Origin of the sequence: Streptacidiphilus albus JL83, assembly GCF_000744705.1 — a bacterium.
Classification (GTDB): Bacteria; Actinomycetota; Actinomycetes; order Streptomycetales; family Streptomycetaceae; genus Streptacidiphilus; species Streptacidiphilus albus.
Map to the genome: position 1 here is coordinate 837633 of NZ_JQML01000001.1, position 16637 is coordinate 854269.

Sequence of the window (16637 nt, forward strand, 5' to 3'; positions counted from 1 at the left end):
CCGGTCAGTCCGGCAGCCCGAGGTGGGCGCCGCCGGTGGCGTCCAGGCACTGGCCGGTGATCCAGCGGGCGCCGTCCCCGGCGACGAAGGCCACCACGTCGGCGATGTCGGCGGGACGGCCGACCCGGTTGAAGGCCGAGGCCGCCGCAGCGGCGGCCAGCACCCGGGGGTCGTTCAGGGTCGGGTTGATCTCGGTGAAGGTGAAACCGGGCGCGACCGCGTTCACGGTGATCCCGCGCGGGCCGAGCTGCTGCGCCAGGGTGAGGGTGAGGGTGTCGAGGGCGCCCTTGGTCATCGCGTAGGCGCCGATGTGCGGGACCGCGATCCGGGTGACCCCGGAGGAGATGTTGATGATCCGGCCCCCGTCCCGAAGCCGGTCCAGGCCGTACTTGATCAGGAAGAACGGCGCCTTGACGTTGACCGCGAAGAGGTGGTCGTACTCCTCCTCGGTCACGTCGGCGATCCGCTTCGGCAGGGTGATCCCGGCGTTGTTGACCAGGATGTCGACGCCGGGCCGACCGCCCGCGTCCACCAGGCCCTTGTCGAAGGCCGACCAGAGCGCCTCCGCGTCCCCGGGCACGCCGAGTCGGGCCTGGACCGCGAAGGCCCGTCCGCCGTCGGCGGTGATCCCGGCGACGGTCTCCTCGGCGGCGGCCCGGTCGTGGCCGTAGTGGACGGCGACCAGGGCGCCCAGGCCGGCCAGCCGTTGGGCGACGGCCCGGCCGATGCCCCGGCTGCCGCCGGTCACCAGGGCGGTGCGGTCCTGGAGTTCTGCGGTGCTGGTCATGGGTTGCTGGCTCCTGCGGTCGGGGGGAGGGACGGGGGCGGAGAGGGACGGGGAGAGGGAGGCGGTCGGGGCGGGCGGTCAGGCGTCGAAGTCCAGGTCGATCCGGTCGGACGCCGGTCCGGCGCGACAGGCCAGGGTGTAGCCGGCGGCCAACTCGGCCGCGTCCAGGGCGTACTGACGGTCCATGGTGACCGCGCCGAGGAGCACCCTGGCCCGGCAGCTGCCGCAGAGTCCGTCGCGACAGGAGTAGGGGGTCTCCGGCCGGACGCGCAGCAGCGCGTCCAGCACCACCCGGTCCTCCGGGCGCAGCTCCACGGTGCTGGTACGACCGTCGAGACGCGCGGAGACCAGGACCCCGCCGGTCCGCCCGGCGGGGGGCGGCTGCCGGGCCGGGCCCGGGGCGGCGGAGGCGGAGGCGGAGGCGCCGGTGGTGGAGAACAGCTCGAAGCGGACCCGGGCCGGGTCGGCGCCCCAGCGTTCCAGTGAGTCCCGGGCGAGTTCCACCAGTCCCAACGGCCCGCACAGGTAGTACTGGGCGCGGTCCCCGGGCTCGACGCCGAGCAGCGCCAGCAGGGCGGGCAGCCGGGCGCCGTCGATCCGGCCGCTCAGCAGGTCGCTCTCCCTGGCCTCCCGGGACAGCACGTGCAGCACCGAGAACCGGCCGACATGGGCGTCCTTGAGGTCTGAGAGCTCGTCGGCCAGCAGCACCGAGCGTGCGCTGCGGTTGGCGCAGACGAGCGAGACCCGGCAGCCCGGGTCCGCGCGCAGGGCGGCGGCGGCGATGCTGAGCAGCGGGGTGACACCGCTGCCCCCGCCGATCAGCACATGGTGCGCGCCCGCCTCCTCGACCAGGGTGAAGTGGCCGGTGGGCGGCGAGACTTCGAGCAGGTCGCCGACGGCCAGCGCGGTCGTGGCGTACTCGGCGAAGCCCCCGGGGCCCAGGTACTTGACCACCAGCCGCAGGCCCCGGCGCTCCCCCGGCGGCAGGCAGACGGAGTAGCTGCGCCGCAGTTCGCGCCCGGCCTGGTGCGAGCGGACGAGAACGTGCTGCCCGGGACGGTGGGCGAAGGTCTCGGCCAGCCGGTCCGGGAGGTCCAGGGTGATCGCCGTGGCCCGGTCGCCGACCGGCTCGGTGCGGCTGACCCGCAGCGGGTACCAGCCGGTCCGGCGCGGCCGTCCCTCGGCGGGGACGGCGGCAGGAGTGGCAGCGGTCGTGGTCATGAGTATCCGTCACACCGCCTTCAACTGGGCGAAGGTCTCCCGGCAGGCGGTGCAGACCAGGACGGACTGGCAGCGGGTCGCCCCGAACGGACTCTGCGGCCTGGTGGCCGAGGAGCCGCAGTGCGGGCAGGGCACACCGGTGCCCAGCCGCAGGGTCGGCGGCGCGTCGGCCGGACCGGGGGGCGCGATGCCGTGCTCGACGAGTCGGCTGCGGCCCTCCTCACTGATCCAGTCGCTGCTCCAGGCCGGCCGGAGCACCTGCCGCACCCGTCCGCCGGGGTGGCCGGACACCTCCAGCACCGCCAGGATCTCGGACTCGATCACCGTCAGCGCGGGGCAGCCGAGGCGGGTGGGCGTGATCAGCACCTCCAACCGGCCGTCGGCGGCGCGCTCCACGGCTCGCACGATGCCCAGGTCGTCCAGGGTGAGCACGGGCAGTTCGGGGTCGGGCAGAGCACCGACCCGCGCCCGGACCTGCGACAGCGGCAGTGCTAGCGACAGTGGCAGTGGCGTGGGCTCGGTCACCAGTTGCCCCCGGGATACTGCAGCCGTACCGATCGGAACTCGGCCAGCAGCGGCTCCAGCGCCTCGGTGTGCCGTCCCGAACGGCCGCCGGTGGCGGGCCGGTCGGGGCCGGGCGGGGTCAGCCGGGCCCGGTCCAGCACCTCGGCCACCCCCAGCGCCCAGTCCGAGCGCAGCCGTTCGGGCGCGACCGCCGAACCCGCCGCGTCCAGCCGCCGGACCCGGTCGTCGGTCTCGAACAGTTCCGCCGCGTAGGGCCAGACCAGGTCGAGCCCGGCCTGCATCCGGCGGCGGCTCTCGGCGGTGCCCCGGCCCAGCCGCACCGTCCACTGGTCGGCGTGCATCCGGTGGTACTCGGACTCCAGGGCCGCGTGCGCGCCGAGTCCGGCCAGCACCTCGTCGGAGGTCTCCGCCAGGGCACGGTGGAGCAGGGTGCTGTAGTGCGCCCAGAGCAGCTGCCGGGCGACGGTCTGCCCGAAGTCCCCGTTCGGCAGCTCCACCAGCAGGCAGTTGCGGAAGGCACGGACGCTCCGCCCGTAGGCGAGGTCGTCCTCGCTGCGCCCGGTGCCGTCCAACTGCCCGCTCCGGGTGAGCAGGGTGCGGGCGTGGCCGAGCAGGTCGAGGGCGATGTTGGCGAGCGCGAGGTCCTCCTCGATGGTGGGCGCCCGGGTCACCCAGCCGCAGAGCCGCTGGCTGAGGACGAGGGCGTCGTCGCCGAGCGCCAGCGCGTACCCGGCCAGGTCCGGGTCGCGGGTCGGTGCCACGGTCGCGGTCGGGTTCGCGGTCGGGTTGCGGTCAGCCGTCATGGCTGCCCTCCCCCGGGGCCGGGACATCGCCGCCGCCGTCCGCGTCCGCGTGCCCTTCCGCGCGCCCGTCGGCGTTGAGTGCCACATAGTGCTCCGGGTAGCGGTAGGGCTTGCCGGCCGCGTTGCTGAAGAAGGGGTCCTTCTCGCTCGGCGAGGTGGCGTGGACGGCGTCGCTGCGCACCACCCAGAGCGAGGCCGGGTCGCCGCGCCGGGTGTACAGGTCACGGGCGTTGGCCAGCGCCATCGCGGCGTCCGCGCCGTGCACGGAGCCCACGTGCTGATGGGCCAGGCCCCGGCGCGGCCGGACGAAGACCTCCCAGGGGGTCGGCCGCCGGACCGGCGGTGAGCTGCTCATCCGACCCGACTCCCCTCGTCCGCGCCGTCGGCCGGTGCTGCCCCGGCGGCCTGTTCCGCTTCGGCGGCCTCCGCCGCCGCGTAGGCGTCGACGGCCTCGCGGACCCAGGCGCCGTCTCGGTGCGCGGCCAGCCGGTGCGCCCGCCGTTGCCGTCCGGTCCGGGAGTCGTCGCCGAGCGCGGCGCGGTACAGCTCCCAGTCGACCGGGCCGAAGTCGTAGTGCCCGCGTTCCGGGTTCCAGGCGATCGCGGGATCGGGCAGGGTGAGGCCCAGCCGCTCGGCCTGCGGCACGCAGTTGTCGACGAAGCGCTGCCGCAGCTCGTCGTTGGTGTGCCGCTTGACGCCCCACAGCATGGCGCGCCGCGACATCGCGGCGCCCATGGCCGCGCCCCGCTCGTCGCTGCCCCCGGCGGCGGTGTCCGGTGGGCCGAACATCAGCGCCACCGCCGGGAGCCACCAGCGGTCGACGGCGTCCTGCGCCATCTCCCGCTGGGCGGGCGTCCCTTGGCAGAGCGCGTGCAGTACGTCGTAGCCCTGGCGGACGTGGAACGCCTCCTCCTGGCAGACCCGGCGCATGGCGCGGGCGTAGGGACCGTAGGAGGTCCGGCACAGCGGGACCTGGTTGACCACGGCGGCACCGTCCGTCAGCCAGGCGATGGCTCCGGTGTCGGCCCAGGTGAGCGCGGGGTGGTCGAAGGTCGCGGCATAGTTCTGCTGGCCCCGGTGCAGGGCGTCCAGCAGTTCGTCGCGCTCCACGCCGAGGGTCTCCGCCGCCGCGTAGAGGTAGAGCCCGTGCCCGGCCTCGTCCTGGACCTTGGCCAGCAGGCTCGCCTTGCGGTGCAGCGAGGGGGCACGGGTGATCCAGGCGCCCTCGGGCTGCATCCCGATGATCTCGGAGTGGGCGTGCTGGGCTATCTGACGGATCATCATCCTGCGGTAGCCGTCCGGCATCCAGTCGCGCGGCTCGATCTGCTCACCGGCGGCGAGCACGGCGTCGAAGTACTCCTGCAGCCCCGCATGCCCGTTGGGTCCGGTCGGCCCGACCCCGACGCCGGTCTCGGCACCGGCCCCGGCGCCGGTCCCGGCCTCGGGCGTGCTCGTCTCAAAGGGCACGGAACGGCCCCCGCTCCGTGCGCGGCGGCCTGCCTGCCGGCGGCCGACCGATCGACGGTCGGCCGGCAGGGCGCGACGCGGCGGCCCTGCGGATCATTGGCAGCACCTGGGTCCACCCCTCCGTCGGCGACTGCCGGGGTGGCAGCGCCTTCCACAGGAGAAGAGTCGCGGTCCACCCGCCGCGATCCCCGGTGCTACGTGATGAGCGTCACAGGGGGGAGGCGGAGTGTCCGGCGCCTTTGCCTCCTCTCTCCTCGGTAGTCCGTCAATTCGGCCGTCAGTGCCGGGGTTCGCGCCCGTTCCGGGGCGGGCTCGCGAGGGGCGCGGCCAGGACGCGCCGAGAAGGGTTGGGCCATGAGCGCGATCAGGACGATGCTCGTCGAGCTGACCGGGACACCGGAGTTCGCCGACGGTGTCGGTGACGACGAGGACCTCAGCGCCAGTGGCATGGACTCGGGGGACCTGGTCCGGCTGGTCCTGCTGATCGAGGAGCGCACCGGCCAGGAGGTCTCCGCCGAGGACCTGGAGGGCCTCACCACCATCGCCGACTACGAGCGCTTCCTGGCGGCTCGCGGCACCGGCACCGGCACCGAGGCCCGCTGATGTGGCTGACGCAACTGCTGCTGCGCAACCGCCAGTGCTTCCCTGACCGCACCGCCCTGGTGGACCACCGGCGCTCGCTGACCTGGTCCCAGCTCCACGACCGGACCCTGGAGCTGGCCCACGGCCTGGCCGCCGTCGGGATCCGCTCGGGCGACCGGGTCGCGGTGCTCTCGCTGGACCGGATCGAGGTGCTGGAGACCTACTTCGCGCTGGCCAGGATCGGCGCGCTGTTCGTCCCGCTGAACCACAGCCTCACCCCGGCCGAGGTGGCCGGGGCGGTGGAGCGCTCGGGCGCGGTCGCGGTGGTCGGCGAGGACGAACTGCTGGCCCGGCACCCGGAGCTGCCCGTGCGCTGGCGGATCTCGCTGGAGGACCCGGCCTTCGCGGCCCTGGGCCGCGACGCGGAACCCACGGCCCGGAGCGGCCCCGGCCACGTCCCCGGCGTCCCCGGCCTCCCCGACGTCGGCTTCGGCGAGGTCCCCGACACCGTCCCCGACGACGCCCCGGCCGCGATCCTGCACACCTCGGCAACCACCGGGCTGGCCAAGGGCGTCACCGTCGACCACGCCTCCTTCCGGGCGATCGCGCTCGGCTGGCTCGCCGTGGCCGCACCCACGGACGACATGGTCCTGGTCAACTGCTGCCCGCTCTACCACGGCAGCATGGTCGTCTCGCTGACGTACATGGCGGCGGGCGCGACCGTCGTGCTGCTGCCCGGCTTCACCCCGCAGGGCGCGCTGGAGGCGATCGAGGCCAACCGCGCCACCCACCTCTGGCTGGTCCCGCAGATGCTGCGCTTCCTGCTGCACGCCAAGGCCTCGGAACGGACCGACCTCTCCACCCTGCGCGAGATCCTCTACGGCGCGGCGCCGATGCCGATGGACATCTACGCCGACGCACTGCGGCGGCTCGACTGCGGGTTCCGCCAGGTGTACGGGATGACCGAGGTGGGCGGCCCGTTCGTGACCCTGGGCCCGGACGAGCACCCGCTGGCCGACCGGCTGCCGGAGTCGCTCCCGGCCGGGCGGGTGATCCCCGGCATGTCCGCCCGCGCCCTCGACCCGCAGGACCGCGAGTTGGGCCCCGACGCCATCGGCGAGATCTGCGTCCGGGGTCCCGGACAGATGCGCGGCTACTGGGGCAACGCCGAGGCCACCGCCGAGATCACCACCAAGGACGGCTGGATCCGCACCGGCGACCTCGGCTTCATCGACCGCGAGGGCTACATCCACCTGGTCGACCGCAGCAAGGACCTGATCATCCGGGCCGGCCAGAACGTCTACCCCTCGGAGGTCGAACGCGCGCTGCGCTCGCACCCGGCGGTGCGCGACGCGGCGGTGCTGGGCATCCCCGACGCCGACTACGGCGAGGTGCCGCTGGCCTACGTCGCGGCTCAGGAGGGCACCACCGCAGTCGAGTTGCAGCGCCACCTGGCGGAGCTGCTGGCCCCCTACAAGCGCCCCCGGCGGATCGAGTTCATCGACGAGGTGCCGCGCAACCCGGCCGGAAAGATCCTCAAGAAACTGCTGCGTGGCTGATGCCGGACCGGCCCAGGCCGAGCGGGTGCTGACGGAGCGGGTACTGGCCGAGCGGGTGCTGGCGGAGCTGACGGCGCTGGCACCCCGGCTGGCCGCGCTCGGCGCAGCCCTGGGCCTCGCCCGCGTCGACGAACCGGCCGCACCCCGCCCGGCTCCCGGCGAAGCGGCCCTGGCGGCGCCGATGCACCCGACCCGGCGCCGCGAGTTCCTGGCCGGACGCCGGGCGCTGCACCGCGCGATGGCGACGGCGGGCCTGCCGCCGGCCGAGGTCCTGCGGGACGGCAGACGGCCGCTGCTGCCGGAGGGCTGCGCCGCCTCGATCAGCCACTCCGGCGGGCTGGCCGTGGCCCTGGCCGGTCCCGGGCCCCGGCTGCGCGCCCTGGGCTGCGACCTCGAACTGCACGCCCTGCCGCTGGCCGCCGCCCACCTGGTCCTGGGCCCCGGCGAACGCGCCCGGCTGCGCACCGTGGCCGACCCCGCCACCGCCGAACGCGACCTGCTGGCCACGTTCTCCGCCAAGGAGGCGGCCTTCAAGGCATTCTCGGCGCTGCTCCCCGGCGACCGGGCCCCGAGCCTCCTGCTCGACCTGACCGCCGCGCCCGTCCCCGGCGGCCTCCGCGTCCGGTCGAGGCGGCACCCCAGCGCCGCCGTCCACGTCCATGTGCACCCCACCGCCCTGGGTGTCTTCACCTGGACCGCAGTGCCCGGTTGAGCGGCAGGCTCCCGCGGTCCGCGTGCGCCGGCGGGCTCGACCTGACACCAGTACCAACCTCCGCAGCGGCCTCGGAGTTCCCCCGTCCGCTATGACATTCCTCCCAGACCTCGCACCTTTCGTCGCAGGTCGTCAGCGGTGCATAGTCCATGACCGCACCACCGCACGGGCAGTGACGATCCTTCGAGAGGGACCTGGCGACATGACCGCAGCGACGACTTCCGCCTCACTGGCGGGCACCTGGCTCCTCGGCGACATGAGGGTCAACCGGATCGGCTTCGGCGCCATGCGCCTGACCGGTAGCGCCGTCTTCCACCGGGGCACCCCCAGCGACCGCGGCCAGGCCCTGGCGGTGCTGCGGCGCGCGGTGGACCTCGGCGTCAACCACATCGACACCGCCGCGTTCTACTTCTCGCAGCTCCGCTCCGCCAATGAGCTGATCAACTCGGCGCTGTCGCCGTACCCGGACGACCTCGTCATCGCCACCAAGGTCGGCCCGGCCCGGGACGCCTCGGGCGAGTGGGCCGCCCCGGCCCGGCCCGACCAACTGCGCGGCCAGGTCGAGGAGAACCTGCGCCAGCTCGGCCGCGACCACCTCGACCTGGTCAACCTGCGCGTGATGCGGGGCCAGGACTCCGTCGCGGAGCACTTCGGGGCCCTGGCCGAGCTGCGCGAGGCCGGGCTGGTCCGGCACCTCGGGGTCTCCGGCGTCCGGCTGCACCAACTCGTCGAGGCACAGTCCGTCGCACCGGTGGTGTGTGTGCAGAACCGCTACGGAATCGACGGCCGCGGCGACGAGGAGTTGGTGGAGCACTGCGGCGCGGCGGGCATCGCGTTCGTGCCGTTCTTCTCCATCGCCGGCGGCGAGCACGAGGCGGGCGCCGCCGGCGCCGAGAACCGCCGGGTCCTCGACGTCGCCCGCGCGCACGGCGCGTCCCCCGCCCAGGTCCGACTGGCCTGGACGCTGCAGCGCGGCGACCACGTGCTGCCCATCCCCGGGACCGGCAGCCAGGACCACCTGGTCGAGAATCTGGCCGCAGGCGCGCTGCGGCTCACCGAGGCGGAGCTGACGGCCCTGTCCGCAGCGCAACCGGCCTGAGCCGCTGCTCGCCTGCCCGTACCCCTACCGCGTCGGCCGACGGCCTCCGTAGGAGGCGACCAGCGCGTCCGCCACGATCGCCGCGTCCGCCTCGGCCAGCTCCGCCGGGTACTCCGGCAGCAGGTCGTCCCAGACGGGCAGCCACGACCCGTACAGCTGGGCCTGCCCCTCGGGGCGGGCGAAGAACCAGATGTGCAGATGGGCGGCGCCGTCTCCGATGCGGTGGACGTGGGCCCGCGCGATGTGCGGCAGCGCCTGCACGTGGCGGGCGATGTGCGTGGTCAGCACCCCCAGTTCGGCCGCCAGGTCGTCGGGCAGATCCGCCAGGTCGAAGTGGTCGCGCGGGTGCAGCATCAGCACCAGCGGCACGCCGACCCCGGTGATCCGGGTGAGCCGCCAGTGGTCGTCCAGCCAGATCCCCTCGTCCCGGCTGCGGCACGGGCCGCAGTCCGACGGATCCTCGCCGTGCCGCGCCGGTTCGGGCAGGACCGGGGGGCGCAGCGGCGCGACGCGCAGCCCGTCCGCCTCGAACGGACTGATGTCCCACCCCGTCATCCGGGCCAGCGGAAGGCGTTGCTCACCATCCGCGACGGTACAGGCGTGGGCGTAGAACTCATCAGGTGTCAGGGCCATGGCCGCACAATACTGGTGTTCGACGACATCCTGCATTTCGCACACAGGCCCGGTGCCCCTGGCCGTCGCTCGCGCCTGAGGGCGTCCGCGACGGCGCCGTGCGACCTCGTCGAGCACGGGTGGCGTCAGGACCCGGTCGGCCGGAGCACCTCCGTGGTCCGAGGCTGAGCGCCCGCACCGGGCTGGGCGGGGGCGTTGACCAGGACGGCCATGTTGCCGGCCGGGTGTTCGTTGTCGTGCATCAGCTGGTGCGCCGTACCGATGTCCTCGAAGCCGAGGGTCAGCGACAGGCAGGGGTCGACCAGGCCCTGGCCGATCAGGGTGGTCACCTCCCTGGCCTCGCGCGCGCTGGCGACGTGCGAGCCCTGGAGCCGCTTCTGCCGCATCCACAGGAACCGCAGGTCGACGTCGCCGTTGTAGCCGGTGGTGCCACCGCAGATGACCACCATCCCGGCGCTGTCGCAGAGGTACATCGAGGTGGGGACGGTGGCGGCGCCGGAGTGCTCCAGGACGACCTTCGGTGCCCGGCGTTCGCCGAGCACCTCCCAGAAGGCCCGTCCGAACGCGCGGGCCCCGGCGAGCCACCGGGCCATGGCCCGGTCGTCGGCGGTGTCGGGCAGCCGGCCCCAGTGGTCGAAGTCGTTGCGGTTCACATAGCCCTTGGCGCCCAGCCGGACGCAGTACTCGCCGCGTTCGTCGCTGGACACCACCGCGACCGGGATCCCCCCGGCCTGGCGCACCAGCTGGATCGCCATGCAGCCCAGGCCGCCCGCGCCGCCCCAGATCAGCACCGGGTCGCCGGGCCGCACCGTGTGCGGGTGCCAGCCGAACAGCTGCCGGTACGCGGTCGCCCCGGTGGCCATGTAGCAGGCCGCCTCGGCCCAGGACAGCCGGGCCGGCTTGGGGTGGCACTGGTAGGCGTCGACCACCGTGAACTGGGCGAAGGAGCCGTAGTTCTCCTCGTAGCCGTAGACCGTCTGCGAGGACGAGGTGCACGGGTCCGCGCCCAGCCGGATGTCCTCGGCGGACTCGTCCCACATCACGCCGAGCACCACCACCTCGTCGCCGACGGCCACCCCGCGCACGTCCTCGCCGACGGCCCAGACGATCCCCGAGGCGTCGGAGCCGCCGATGTGGAAGTCCTCCACCGCGCCGCGCTTCCGGCGGGCGGCGACCACGTCGAGCGGGTCGCCCAGCGCGGCCCAGACGTTGTTGTAGTTGACGCCTGCCGCCATCACGTTGATCAGCACCTGGCCGCGGCCGGGCGTCGGGACGTCCACCACCTCGGTCCGGAAGGCGTCGACGGGTCGGCCGTAGCGTTCGGGCCGGATGACGGAGGCGTACATCCGCTTGGGGACCTCACCCAACGGGGGTGCGTCGCCGAGTTCGTAGAGGTCTGCGCTCACGGGGGACTCCTGATGGTGCGTAGGTGTGTGGTGTGGGTGCCCGGAGGAGGCGGCTGCGCTCAGCCGAGGGCGGGGCGCAGCGCCGCCGCCAGGACGGCGCCGATCCGGGCCATCGGCTCCGGCTCGGTCATCTGGTAGTGGCCGCAGGGGACGGGGTGGTCGGTGAGGGTGCCCGCGATGTACGGGCGCCAGGCGTCGGCCTTTCCCGGCGCGAGCGAGGGGTCGCTCGCGGAGGCGTCGGAGCCGGGGTCCGGGTCCGGGTCCGGGCCGGACGGCTCGGCGGCGGCGCTGAAGAACAGTGCGTCGCCCCGGTAGAGCTCCGGAGCGAAGCCGGGAGCGATGGCCAGGTTGTTGCGCATCACCCGGGCGATGGCGGCCGCTTCCGCGCGGCTGACCGCCGAGGGTCCTGACCCCGGTCCGGCGTCCTCCGCGAGCTGCCGCAGCACGTCGTCGACGGTCGCGGCCCCGCCCTCGGGGTCGAGCCCGGCCAGCCGCACCAGCAGCGCGGCGACCTGACGCTCCGTCTCCTCGGCGGAGCCGGACCGGCCGGACATCAGCGGGGCGTCCAGCAGTGCCAGCAGCTCGACCTCCTCGCCCCGGCGCTGGAGCGCGGTGGCCATGGCCTGCGCCACGAAGCCGCCGTAGGACCAGCCCAACAGCCGGTACGGACCCTCGGGTTGGACCTCGCGGAGGAGCGCCAGGTAGGAGTCGGTCATCTCCTTGGCGTCGGCGGCCGGCGGGTGCCGTCCGTCGAGGCCGTGGGCCTGGATGCCGTAGACCGGCTGCCGGGGGCCGAGGTGCGGGAGCAGCCCGGTGTAGCGCCAGGCGATGCCGGCGCCGGGATGGACGCAGAACAGCGGGCGCTGGTCGCCCTCGGCGCGCAGCGGGAGCAGCGGGGCGAACGCCTCCTCGCCGTCCGCGCCGCCGCGCGCGGCCCGGGCCAGCAGCCCGGCGATGGTCGGCGTGCTGAGGAAGGCCGCGGCGGGCACGTCCAGGATCGCGGCCGAGCGCAGCCGTCCGGCCAGCAGCACGGCGCGCATCGAGTCGCCGCCGAGGTCGAAGTAGTTGTCCTCGACGCCGATGCCCTCGATGCCGAGGGCCTCCTCCCAGAGGTCGGCGACCCGGCGCTCGGCCGCGCTGCGCGGCGCGGTGAAGGCCACCGCCAGGTGCGGACGCGGGGCCCGGCCGGAGGCGGCCGCGGGAGCCGGACCGGCCGCCGCGGCCGGATCAGTCGGGAGCGGCTGCGTCGGCCTGGCGGTCGGCGCGTCGATCCAGTGGCGGCGGCGGTCGAAGGCGTAGCCCGGCAGCGGGACCCGGCGGCGCGCTCCCGGTTCGCCGCCGACGGTGCTGCCGGAGGCGGCGAGGTCGACGTCGGCCCCGGCCGCCCAGAGCCGGCCCAGGGCCTGGGCGAAGACCTGCCCGTCGGGGCTGTCGGCCCGGGCGTGCCGCATGGTGGGCACGGTCCGGACGGCGTCCTGGGCCGGGCGCGAGGCGGTCGGCCGGCCGGTGGTCAGCTGGACGGCGGCCAGCTTGGCGAGGCTGTCCCCGGGGCCGATCTCGACCAGCAGCGGGGTGCCGCGCTCCCCCAGGGCCGCCGCGCCGTCGGCGAAGCGGACGGTGTGCCGGGTGTGGTCCAGCCAGTGGTCGACGCTGGTGGCCTGGTCGTCGGTGACCCAGGTGCCGGTGACGTTGGTGACGTAGGGGATCTGCGGCGGGTGCAGTCTGACCCTGCGCAGGCAGGCCTCGAAGGCGGGCAGCACCGGCTCCAGGACGTGCGAGTGCGCGGCGGCCGGCATCCGCAGCCGACGGAAGGAGACGCCGTCGGCGAGCAGTCGGCGCTCCAGCTCGGTGACGGCGCCCTCGCGACCGGCGACGGTGCAGGCCGCCGGTCCGTTGACGGCGGACAGCGACAGCTCGGGCGTCAGGTAGCGGCCCAACTCGGCCTCGCCCAGGACGACTCCGGTGGTGGCGCCGCCGGCCGAGGCGATCAGCCGGACCCGCTCGGCGACCAGCGGCAGCATCTCCTCCAGGGTCAGCACCCCGGCCAGGCAGGCGGCGGTGTACTCGCCCAGCGAGTGGCCGATCAGGGCGGTCGGCCGGACGCCCTGCGCCATCAGCGCGGTGGCCAGCGCGTATTCGGTGGCGACCAGGGCCAGGAAGATGTCGGTACCGACCGGCTCGCTCCGGTCGTCGAGGGCGGTGTGCAGGTCGCGGCCGAGGACCGGGCGCAGGATGTCCGCGCACCGGTCGAAGGCGTCGCGGTAGACCGGGAGTTCGCGGTACAGCCCGGCCCCCATCCCGGGGTACTGGGTGCCGCCGCCGGAGAACAGGAAGGCGACCGGCAGGGCGTGCCCGTCCACCGCCTGCTCGGCCCAGGGCAGCGGCTGGGCCAGGGCCAGCGCGGCCTGGGCGGTGGTCCCGACCGCGACGGCGCTCCGGTGGGCCAGCGTGGGCCGGTCGTGCCGGAGCGCGGCGGCGACATCGGCGAGGTCGAGCTCCGGACGGTCGGTCAGCAGCCGGGCCAGGTTCCGGGCCTGGCCGGCCAGCGCACCGGGAGTGCGGGCCGACAGCGGCAGCACCTGCCAGGCGGGCTGCCGCGGTTGCCCCGGCTGCAGCGGTTCGGCGGGGCGTGGCTCGGCGGGGCGCGGTTCGGCGGCGGTGGCCGGGGCCTCCTCGACGATGACGTGGGCATTGGTGCCGCCGACCCCGAAGGCGCTGACGGCGGCGGTGCGCGGGTGCGGTCCGGGGGCCCACTCCTCCAGCGAGGTGGGGACCCGGAACGGCCCGGCGGCGAAGTCGATCAGCGGGTTGGGCCGGTCGAAGTGCAGGCTCGGCGGGATCTGCCGGTGCTCCAGCGCCAGCACCGCCTTGACGAAGCCGGCGATGCCCGCGGCGGCGCCCAGGTGGCCGATGTTGGTCTTGACCGAGCCCAGTGCGCAGAAGCCGGTGCGGTCGGTGGTCTCCCGGAAGGCCCGGGTCAGCGCCCCGACCTCGATCGGGTCGCCGATCCGGGTAGCGGTGCCGTGCGCCTCCACGAGGCCGATGGCCTCCGCGTCCAGGCCGGCCACCGCCTGGGCGGCCAGGATCACCTCGGTCTGGCCCTCGGTGCTGGGGGCGGTGAAGCCGACCTTGCGGCGGCCGTCGTTGTTGACGGCGGTGCCCCGGACCACGGCCCGGATCCGGTCACCGTCGGCGAGGGCGTCCTCCAGCCGCTTGAGCACCACCATCCCCAGCCCGTCGCCGGAGGAGGTCCCGGCCGCGTCGGCGGCGAAGGCCCGGCAGCGGCCGTCCGGGGAGAACGGCCCGTCGGGCACGTAGCGGTAGCCGAGGGCGGCGCTCGGGTTCAGCGAGACGGCGCCCGCCAGCGCCAGGTCGCACTGCTGGTTCAGCAGGTCCTGGCAGGCGGTGTGGATCGCGACCAGCGCGGTCGAGCAGGCCGTCTGCAGCGACAGGCTCGGGCCGGTCAGGCCGAGTTCGTAGGAGATCCGGGTGGCCAGCGTGCCCAGCGAGTTGGCGGTGGCGGCGTGCACCAGCCCGACCGTGCCGCCCTGCCCGGCGAACCGGGGGTGGACATGGGCCGGGTAGTAGCGGCTGTCCCCCGCCCCGGCGTACACCCCCACCTGCAACTCGCCCCGGTCGCCGGCGTATCCGGCGTCCTCCAGCGCGTGGTAGGCGCACTCCAGCAGCAGCCGCTGCTGCGGGTCGACCACGGCGGCCTCGGCCGGCGGGTAGCCGAAGAAGTCCGCGTCGAAGAGGTCGATGCCGTCGATCGCGGAGACCATCCGGACCAGGTCGGGGGCGTCCAGCTCGGCCGGGTCGCCCCCGGCCGCGAGGTACTCGGCCTCGCCGACCGGCCGGACGGACTCCCGTCCGGCGGCGAGGTTCTCCCAGAACTCGTCGACGCTGTCGGCGCCGGGAAAGCGGGCGGCCATGCCGATGACGGCGACGGCTCCTTCGGGCGTCGTCGGGTCCTCCGGGATGTGTGTCGGCTCAGCCATCGTGTCGCCGGTCCTCCTGCTCGGTGGGGCGGGTCGGCCGTGCGGGACGGCGCGAGCTGCGGGCGGCGCGCTGGCGTTCGGCCCGCTCCCGGGCCCGCTCCCGCCCGCCCGGCGTCGGTGCGGGGTCCGGGTCCCGGCTCGGGTCCCGGTCCGGGTCCCGGCTCGGATCCGGTTCCGGGCGCGGGTCCGGCAGCACCGTCGCCAGGTGCCGGGCGAGGGCGCGGACATTGGGGTGGCTGAACAGGTCCACCACGCTCAGCTCGCAGCCCAGTTCGGCGTTGACCGCACCCTGGGCGCGGACCAGCAGCAGCGAGTGGCCGCCGAGGTCGAAGAAGTTCTCCTCGACGCCGACCCGGTCGCGTTCCAGCACCCGGCACCAGATCTCGGACAGGGTCCGCTCCAGCGACCGGAGTCTGTCTTCGGCGCCGGTGGGGACCTCCGGAACACCCGCTGCGGCGAGGTCGACCGAACCGACGGCGCGCAGCACCCAGCCGTCCCCGGCCCCGACCGCGCGGGCCCGCTCGGCGGCGGCCGGGACGAGGGCGCCGAGATCGGCGCCGTCCGCCAGCAGCACCTGCCCGGCGAGCCGGTGCACCGGCCCGGCCGGGCCCGGCAGATGGCTGCGCACCCAGGGCGCGGTGCGGTCGACCCCGATCAGCAGCTGCGGCTCGTCCACCGTCCGGGCCAGGTCGAAGGAGCGCAGGCCCAGCGTGGGGTCCAGCACCCGGTAGCCCCTGGCCTCGGCCAGCGCGGCCAGGCCGAAGCCACTGCTGGTGCCCAGCGCCTCCCAGATGCTCCAGGCCAGCGCCTGGGCGTCCATCCCGCTGCCGCGCTGGTGCGCGGCGAGGCCGTCCAGGAAGGAGTTGCCGGCCGCGTAGGCCGCGCTCATCGAGCCGCCGAAGCAGCCGTTCACCGAGGAGAAGGAGACGAACGTCCGGACCGAGCGCTCCCGGGCGAGCCGGTGCAGGTTCCAGCCGCCCACCAGCTTGGCGGCCAGCGCGGCGCGCCAGTCCTCCAGCCCCAGCTCCGCCACGGCCCGCTGCTCGAAGTGGCCGGCCAGGTGCAGGATCCCGGTCAGCGGCGCCGACCAGCCGCGCGCCGCCCGGTCCACGGCCTCCCGCAGCCGCTCCGGGTCGGTGACGTCGACGGACTCGTAGCGGACCTCGCCCCGGGCCAGCAGCCGCTGGTAGGTCTCGATCCGCTGCCCCAGCGGGCCGCCCTCGGCGATGTGCTTGGCCCAGCTGTCCTCGCTCGGCAGGGGGGTGCGGCCGACCAGCAGCAGCCTGGTGCCGGGCGTGTCCAGCAGGTGCTCGGCCAGCCGGCCGGCCACCCCGCTGATCCCGCCGGTCACCAGCAGGAAGCCCTCGGCCTGCGAGGGCAGCGGCGCTGCGGAGCCCGGCGTGTCGGACGGCGGCTCGTCCGGCAGCGGGGCCAACTGCCGTACCCAGCGGCCGCCCTCGCGGAAGGCCACGTCCGGGTCGGTCACCGGGCCCGCGGCCTCGGCGGCCAGCAGCGCCGCACTCTCCTCGGTGCCCGTGCCGGGCGGGAGGTCCAGGTGCGCGGCGCGCAGCCAGGGCAGCTCCTCGGCGAGGCTGCGCAGCAGCCCGGGCGCCGCGCCGTGGGTGCAGTCGGGCCGGTCGTCGGGGAGCACCCGGCAGCCGCCGGCGGTGGCGAAGCGCAGCGCCAGCGGCCGGCCGGGGCGCACGGCCAGCGCCCGGCCCAGGCAGAGCAGGGCCTCGGCGCCGTCGGCCTGGGCGGCCAGCAGCGCCGCGACGCTCTGCGGTTCGCCGCCGAGCGGTTCGCCCGCCGCCGGAGCGAGCGCGCCCAGCATCAGCACGGTGTCCG

Annotated in this window: 14 protein-coding genes; 4 read left to right on the forward strand and 10 right to left on the reverse strand. The window is 75.1% G+C overall.

Annotation, left to right across the window (positions count from 1 at the left end; all coding sequences use genetic code 11):
• Positions 1-4 precede the first annotated feature (4 nt).
• The 6 genes from BS75_RS03820 to paaA form a co-directional block, all read right to left on the reverse strand.
• Positions 5-787, reverse strand: a complete 783-nt coding sequence (locus tag BS75_RS03820) for an SDR family oxidoreductase (RefSeq protein WP_034087182.1) — start codon at positions 785-787, stop codon at positions 5-7.
• Between the two features lie 78 nt (positions 788-865).
• Positions 866-2008 carry a 2Fe-2S iron-sulfur cluster-binding protein gene (locus tag BS75_RS03825; RefSeq protein ID WP_034087183.1) on the reverse strand — a complete coding sequence of 381 codons (1143 nt, stop codon included), beginning with the start codon at positions 2006-2008 and terminating at the stop codon, positions 866-868.
• 9 nt (positions 2009-2017) lie between these two features.
• Positions 2018-2533 carry a 1,2-phenylacetyl-CoA epoxidase subunit PaaD gene (paaD, locus tag BS75_RS03830; protein ID WP_197091896.1) on the reverse strand — a complete coding sequence of 172 codons (516 nt, stop codon included), beginning with the start codon at positions 2531-2533 and terminating at the stop codon, positions 2018-2020.
• Positions 2530-3336 (reverse strand): 1,2-phenylacetyl-CoA epoxidase subunit PaaC, encoded by an 807-nt coding sequence (gene paaC, locus BS75_RS03835; RefSeq protein WP_174515054.1) that lies wholly within the window; start codon positions 3334-3336, stop codon positions 2530-2532. The genes paaD and paaC overlap by 4 nt, the downstream gene beginning before the upstream one ends.
• Entirely contained in the window at positions 3326-3691 is a 366-nt protein-coding gene (gene paaB / locus BS75_RS03840; RefSeq protein ID WP_042438087.1) for a 1,2-phenylacetyl-CoA epoxidase subunit PaaB, read from the reverse strand. The genes paaC and paaB overlap by 11 nt, the downstream gene beginning before the upstream one ends.
• Positions 3688-4803, reverse strand: a complete 1116-nt coding sequence (gene paaA, locus BS75_RS03845) for a 1,2-phenylacetyl-CoA epoxidase subunit PaaA (RefSeq protein WP_081982081.1) — start codon at positions 4801-4803, stop codon at positions 3688-3690. The genes paaB and paaA overlap by 4 nt, the downstream gene beginning before the upstream one ends.
• A 354-nt stretch (positions 4804-5157) precedes the next feature.
• Here paaA and BS75_RS03850 point away from each other — a divergent pair, with 354 nt between their 5' ends.
• From BS75_RS03850 to BS75_RS03865, 4 genes are all read left to right on the forward strand, one after another.
• Positions 5158-5406: an acyl carrier protein gene (locus tag BS75_RS03850; protein WP_034087184.1), complete on the forward strand. Its 249-nt coding sequence runs from the start codon at positions 5158-5160 to the stop codon at positions 5404-5406.
• Positions 5406-6944 (forward strand): class I adenylate-forming enzyme family protein, encoded by a 1539-nt coding sequence (locus tag BS75_RS03855; protein ID WP_034087185.1) that lies wholly within the window; start codon positions 5406-5408, stop codon positions 6942-6944. The genes BS75_RS03850 and BS75_RS03855 overlap by 1 nt, the downstream gene beginning before the upstream one ends.
• Complete coding sequence (locus BS75_RS03860; protein ID WP_052069152.1) at positions 6937-7656, forward strand: 4'-phosphopantetheinyl transferase family protein; 720 nt, start codon at positions 6937-6939, stop codon at positions 7654-7656. The genes BS75_RS03855 and BS75_RS03860 overlap by 8 nt, the downstream gene beginning before the upstream one ends.
• A gap of 202 nt (positions 7657-7858) precedes the next feature.
• Positions 7859-8755: an oxidoreductase gene (locus BS75_RS03865; RefSeq protein WP_034087186.1), complete on the forward strand. Its 897-nt coding sequence runs from the start codon at positions 7859-7861 to the stop codon at positions 8753-8755.
• Positions 8756-8779: 24 nt separating this feature from the next.
• On the opposite strand, the gene BS75_RS03870 is transcribed toward BS75_RS03865, so the two are convergent.
• From BS75_RS03870 to BS75_RS52080, 4 genes are all read right to left on the reverse strand, one after another.
• Positions 8780-9388, reverse strand: a complete 609-nt coding sequence (locus BS75_RS03870) for a hypothetical protein (protein ID WP_034087187.1) — start codon at positions 9386-9388, stop codon at positions 8780-8782.
• A gap of 125 nt (positions 9389-9513) precedes the next feature.
• On the reverse strand, positions 9514-10734 hold the full coding sequence (ccrA, locus tag BS75_RS03875) for a crotonyl-CoA carboxylase/reductase (protein ID WP_081983198.1): 1221 nt from the start codon (positions 10732-10734) through the stop codon (positions 9514-9516).
• A gap of 119 nt (positions 10735-10853) precedes the next feature.
• Positions 10854-14792 (reverse strand): type I polyketide synthase, encoded by a 3939-nt coding sequence (locus BS75_RS03880; protein ID WP_034092359.1) that lies wholly within the window; start codon positions 14790-14792, stop codon positions 10854-10856.
• Positions 14785-16623, reverse strand: a complete 1839-nt coding sequence (locus BS75_RS52080; RefSeq protein ID WP_369405867.1) for a KR domain-containing protein — start codon at positions 16621-16623, stop codon at positions 14785-14787. Before BS75_RS52080 ends, BS75_RS03880 begins: the two co-directional genes overlap by 8 nt.
• Between the last annotated feature and the right edge of the window lie 14 nt (positions 16624-16637).

Bases quoted from the DNA above. Each gene is read 5' to 3' on its own strand.
- BS75_RS03820 (WP_034087182.1), bottom strand. From the start codon at position 787: ATGACCAGCACCGCAGAACTCCAGGACCGCACCGCCCTGGTGACCGGC.
- BS75_RS03825 (WP_034087183.1), bottom strand. From the start codon at position 2,008: ATGACCACGACCGCTGCCACTCCTGCCGCCGTCCCCGCCGAGGGACGG.
- paaC (WP_174515054.1), bottom strand. From the start codon at position 3,336: ATGACGGCTGACCGCAACCCGACCGCGAACCCGACCGCGACCGTGGCA.
- paaB (WP_042438087.1), bottom strand. From the start codon at position 3,691: ATGAGCAGCTCACCGCCGGTCCGGCGGCCGACCCCCTGGGAGGTCTTC.
- BS75_RS03850 (WP_034087184.1), top strand. From the start codon at position 5,158: ATGAGCGCGATCAGGACGATGCTCGTCGAGCTGACCGGGACACCGGAG.
- BS75_RS03855 (WP_034087185.1), top strand. From the start codon at position 5,406: ATGTGGCTGACGCAACTGCTGCTGCGCAACCGCCAGTGCTTCCCTGAC.
- BS75_RS03865 (WP_034087186.1), top strand. From the start codon at position 7,859: ATGACCGCAGCGACGACTTCCGCCTCACTGGCGGGCACCTGGCTCCTC.
- BS75_RS03870 (WP_034087187.1), bottom strand. From the start codon at position 9,388: ATGGCCCTGACACCTGATGAGTTCTACGCCCACGCCTGTACCGTCGCG.
- ccrA (WP_081983198.1), bottom strand. From the start codon at position 10,734: ATGTACGCCTCCGTCATCCGGCCCGAACGCTACGGCCGACCCGTCGAC.
- BS75_RS03880 (WP_034092359.1), bottom strand. From the start codon at position 14,792: ATGGCTGAGCCGACACACATCCCGGAGGACCCGACGACGCCCGAAGGA.
- BS75_RS52080 (WP_369405867.1), bottom strand. From the start codon at position 16,623: ATGCTGGGCGCGCTCGCTCCGGCGGCGGGCGAACCGCTCGGCGGCGAA.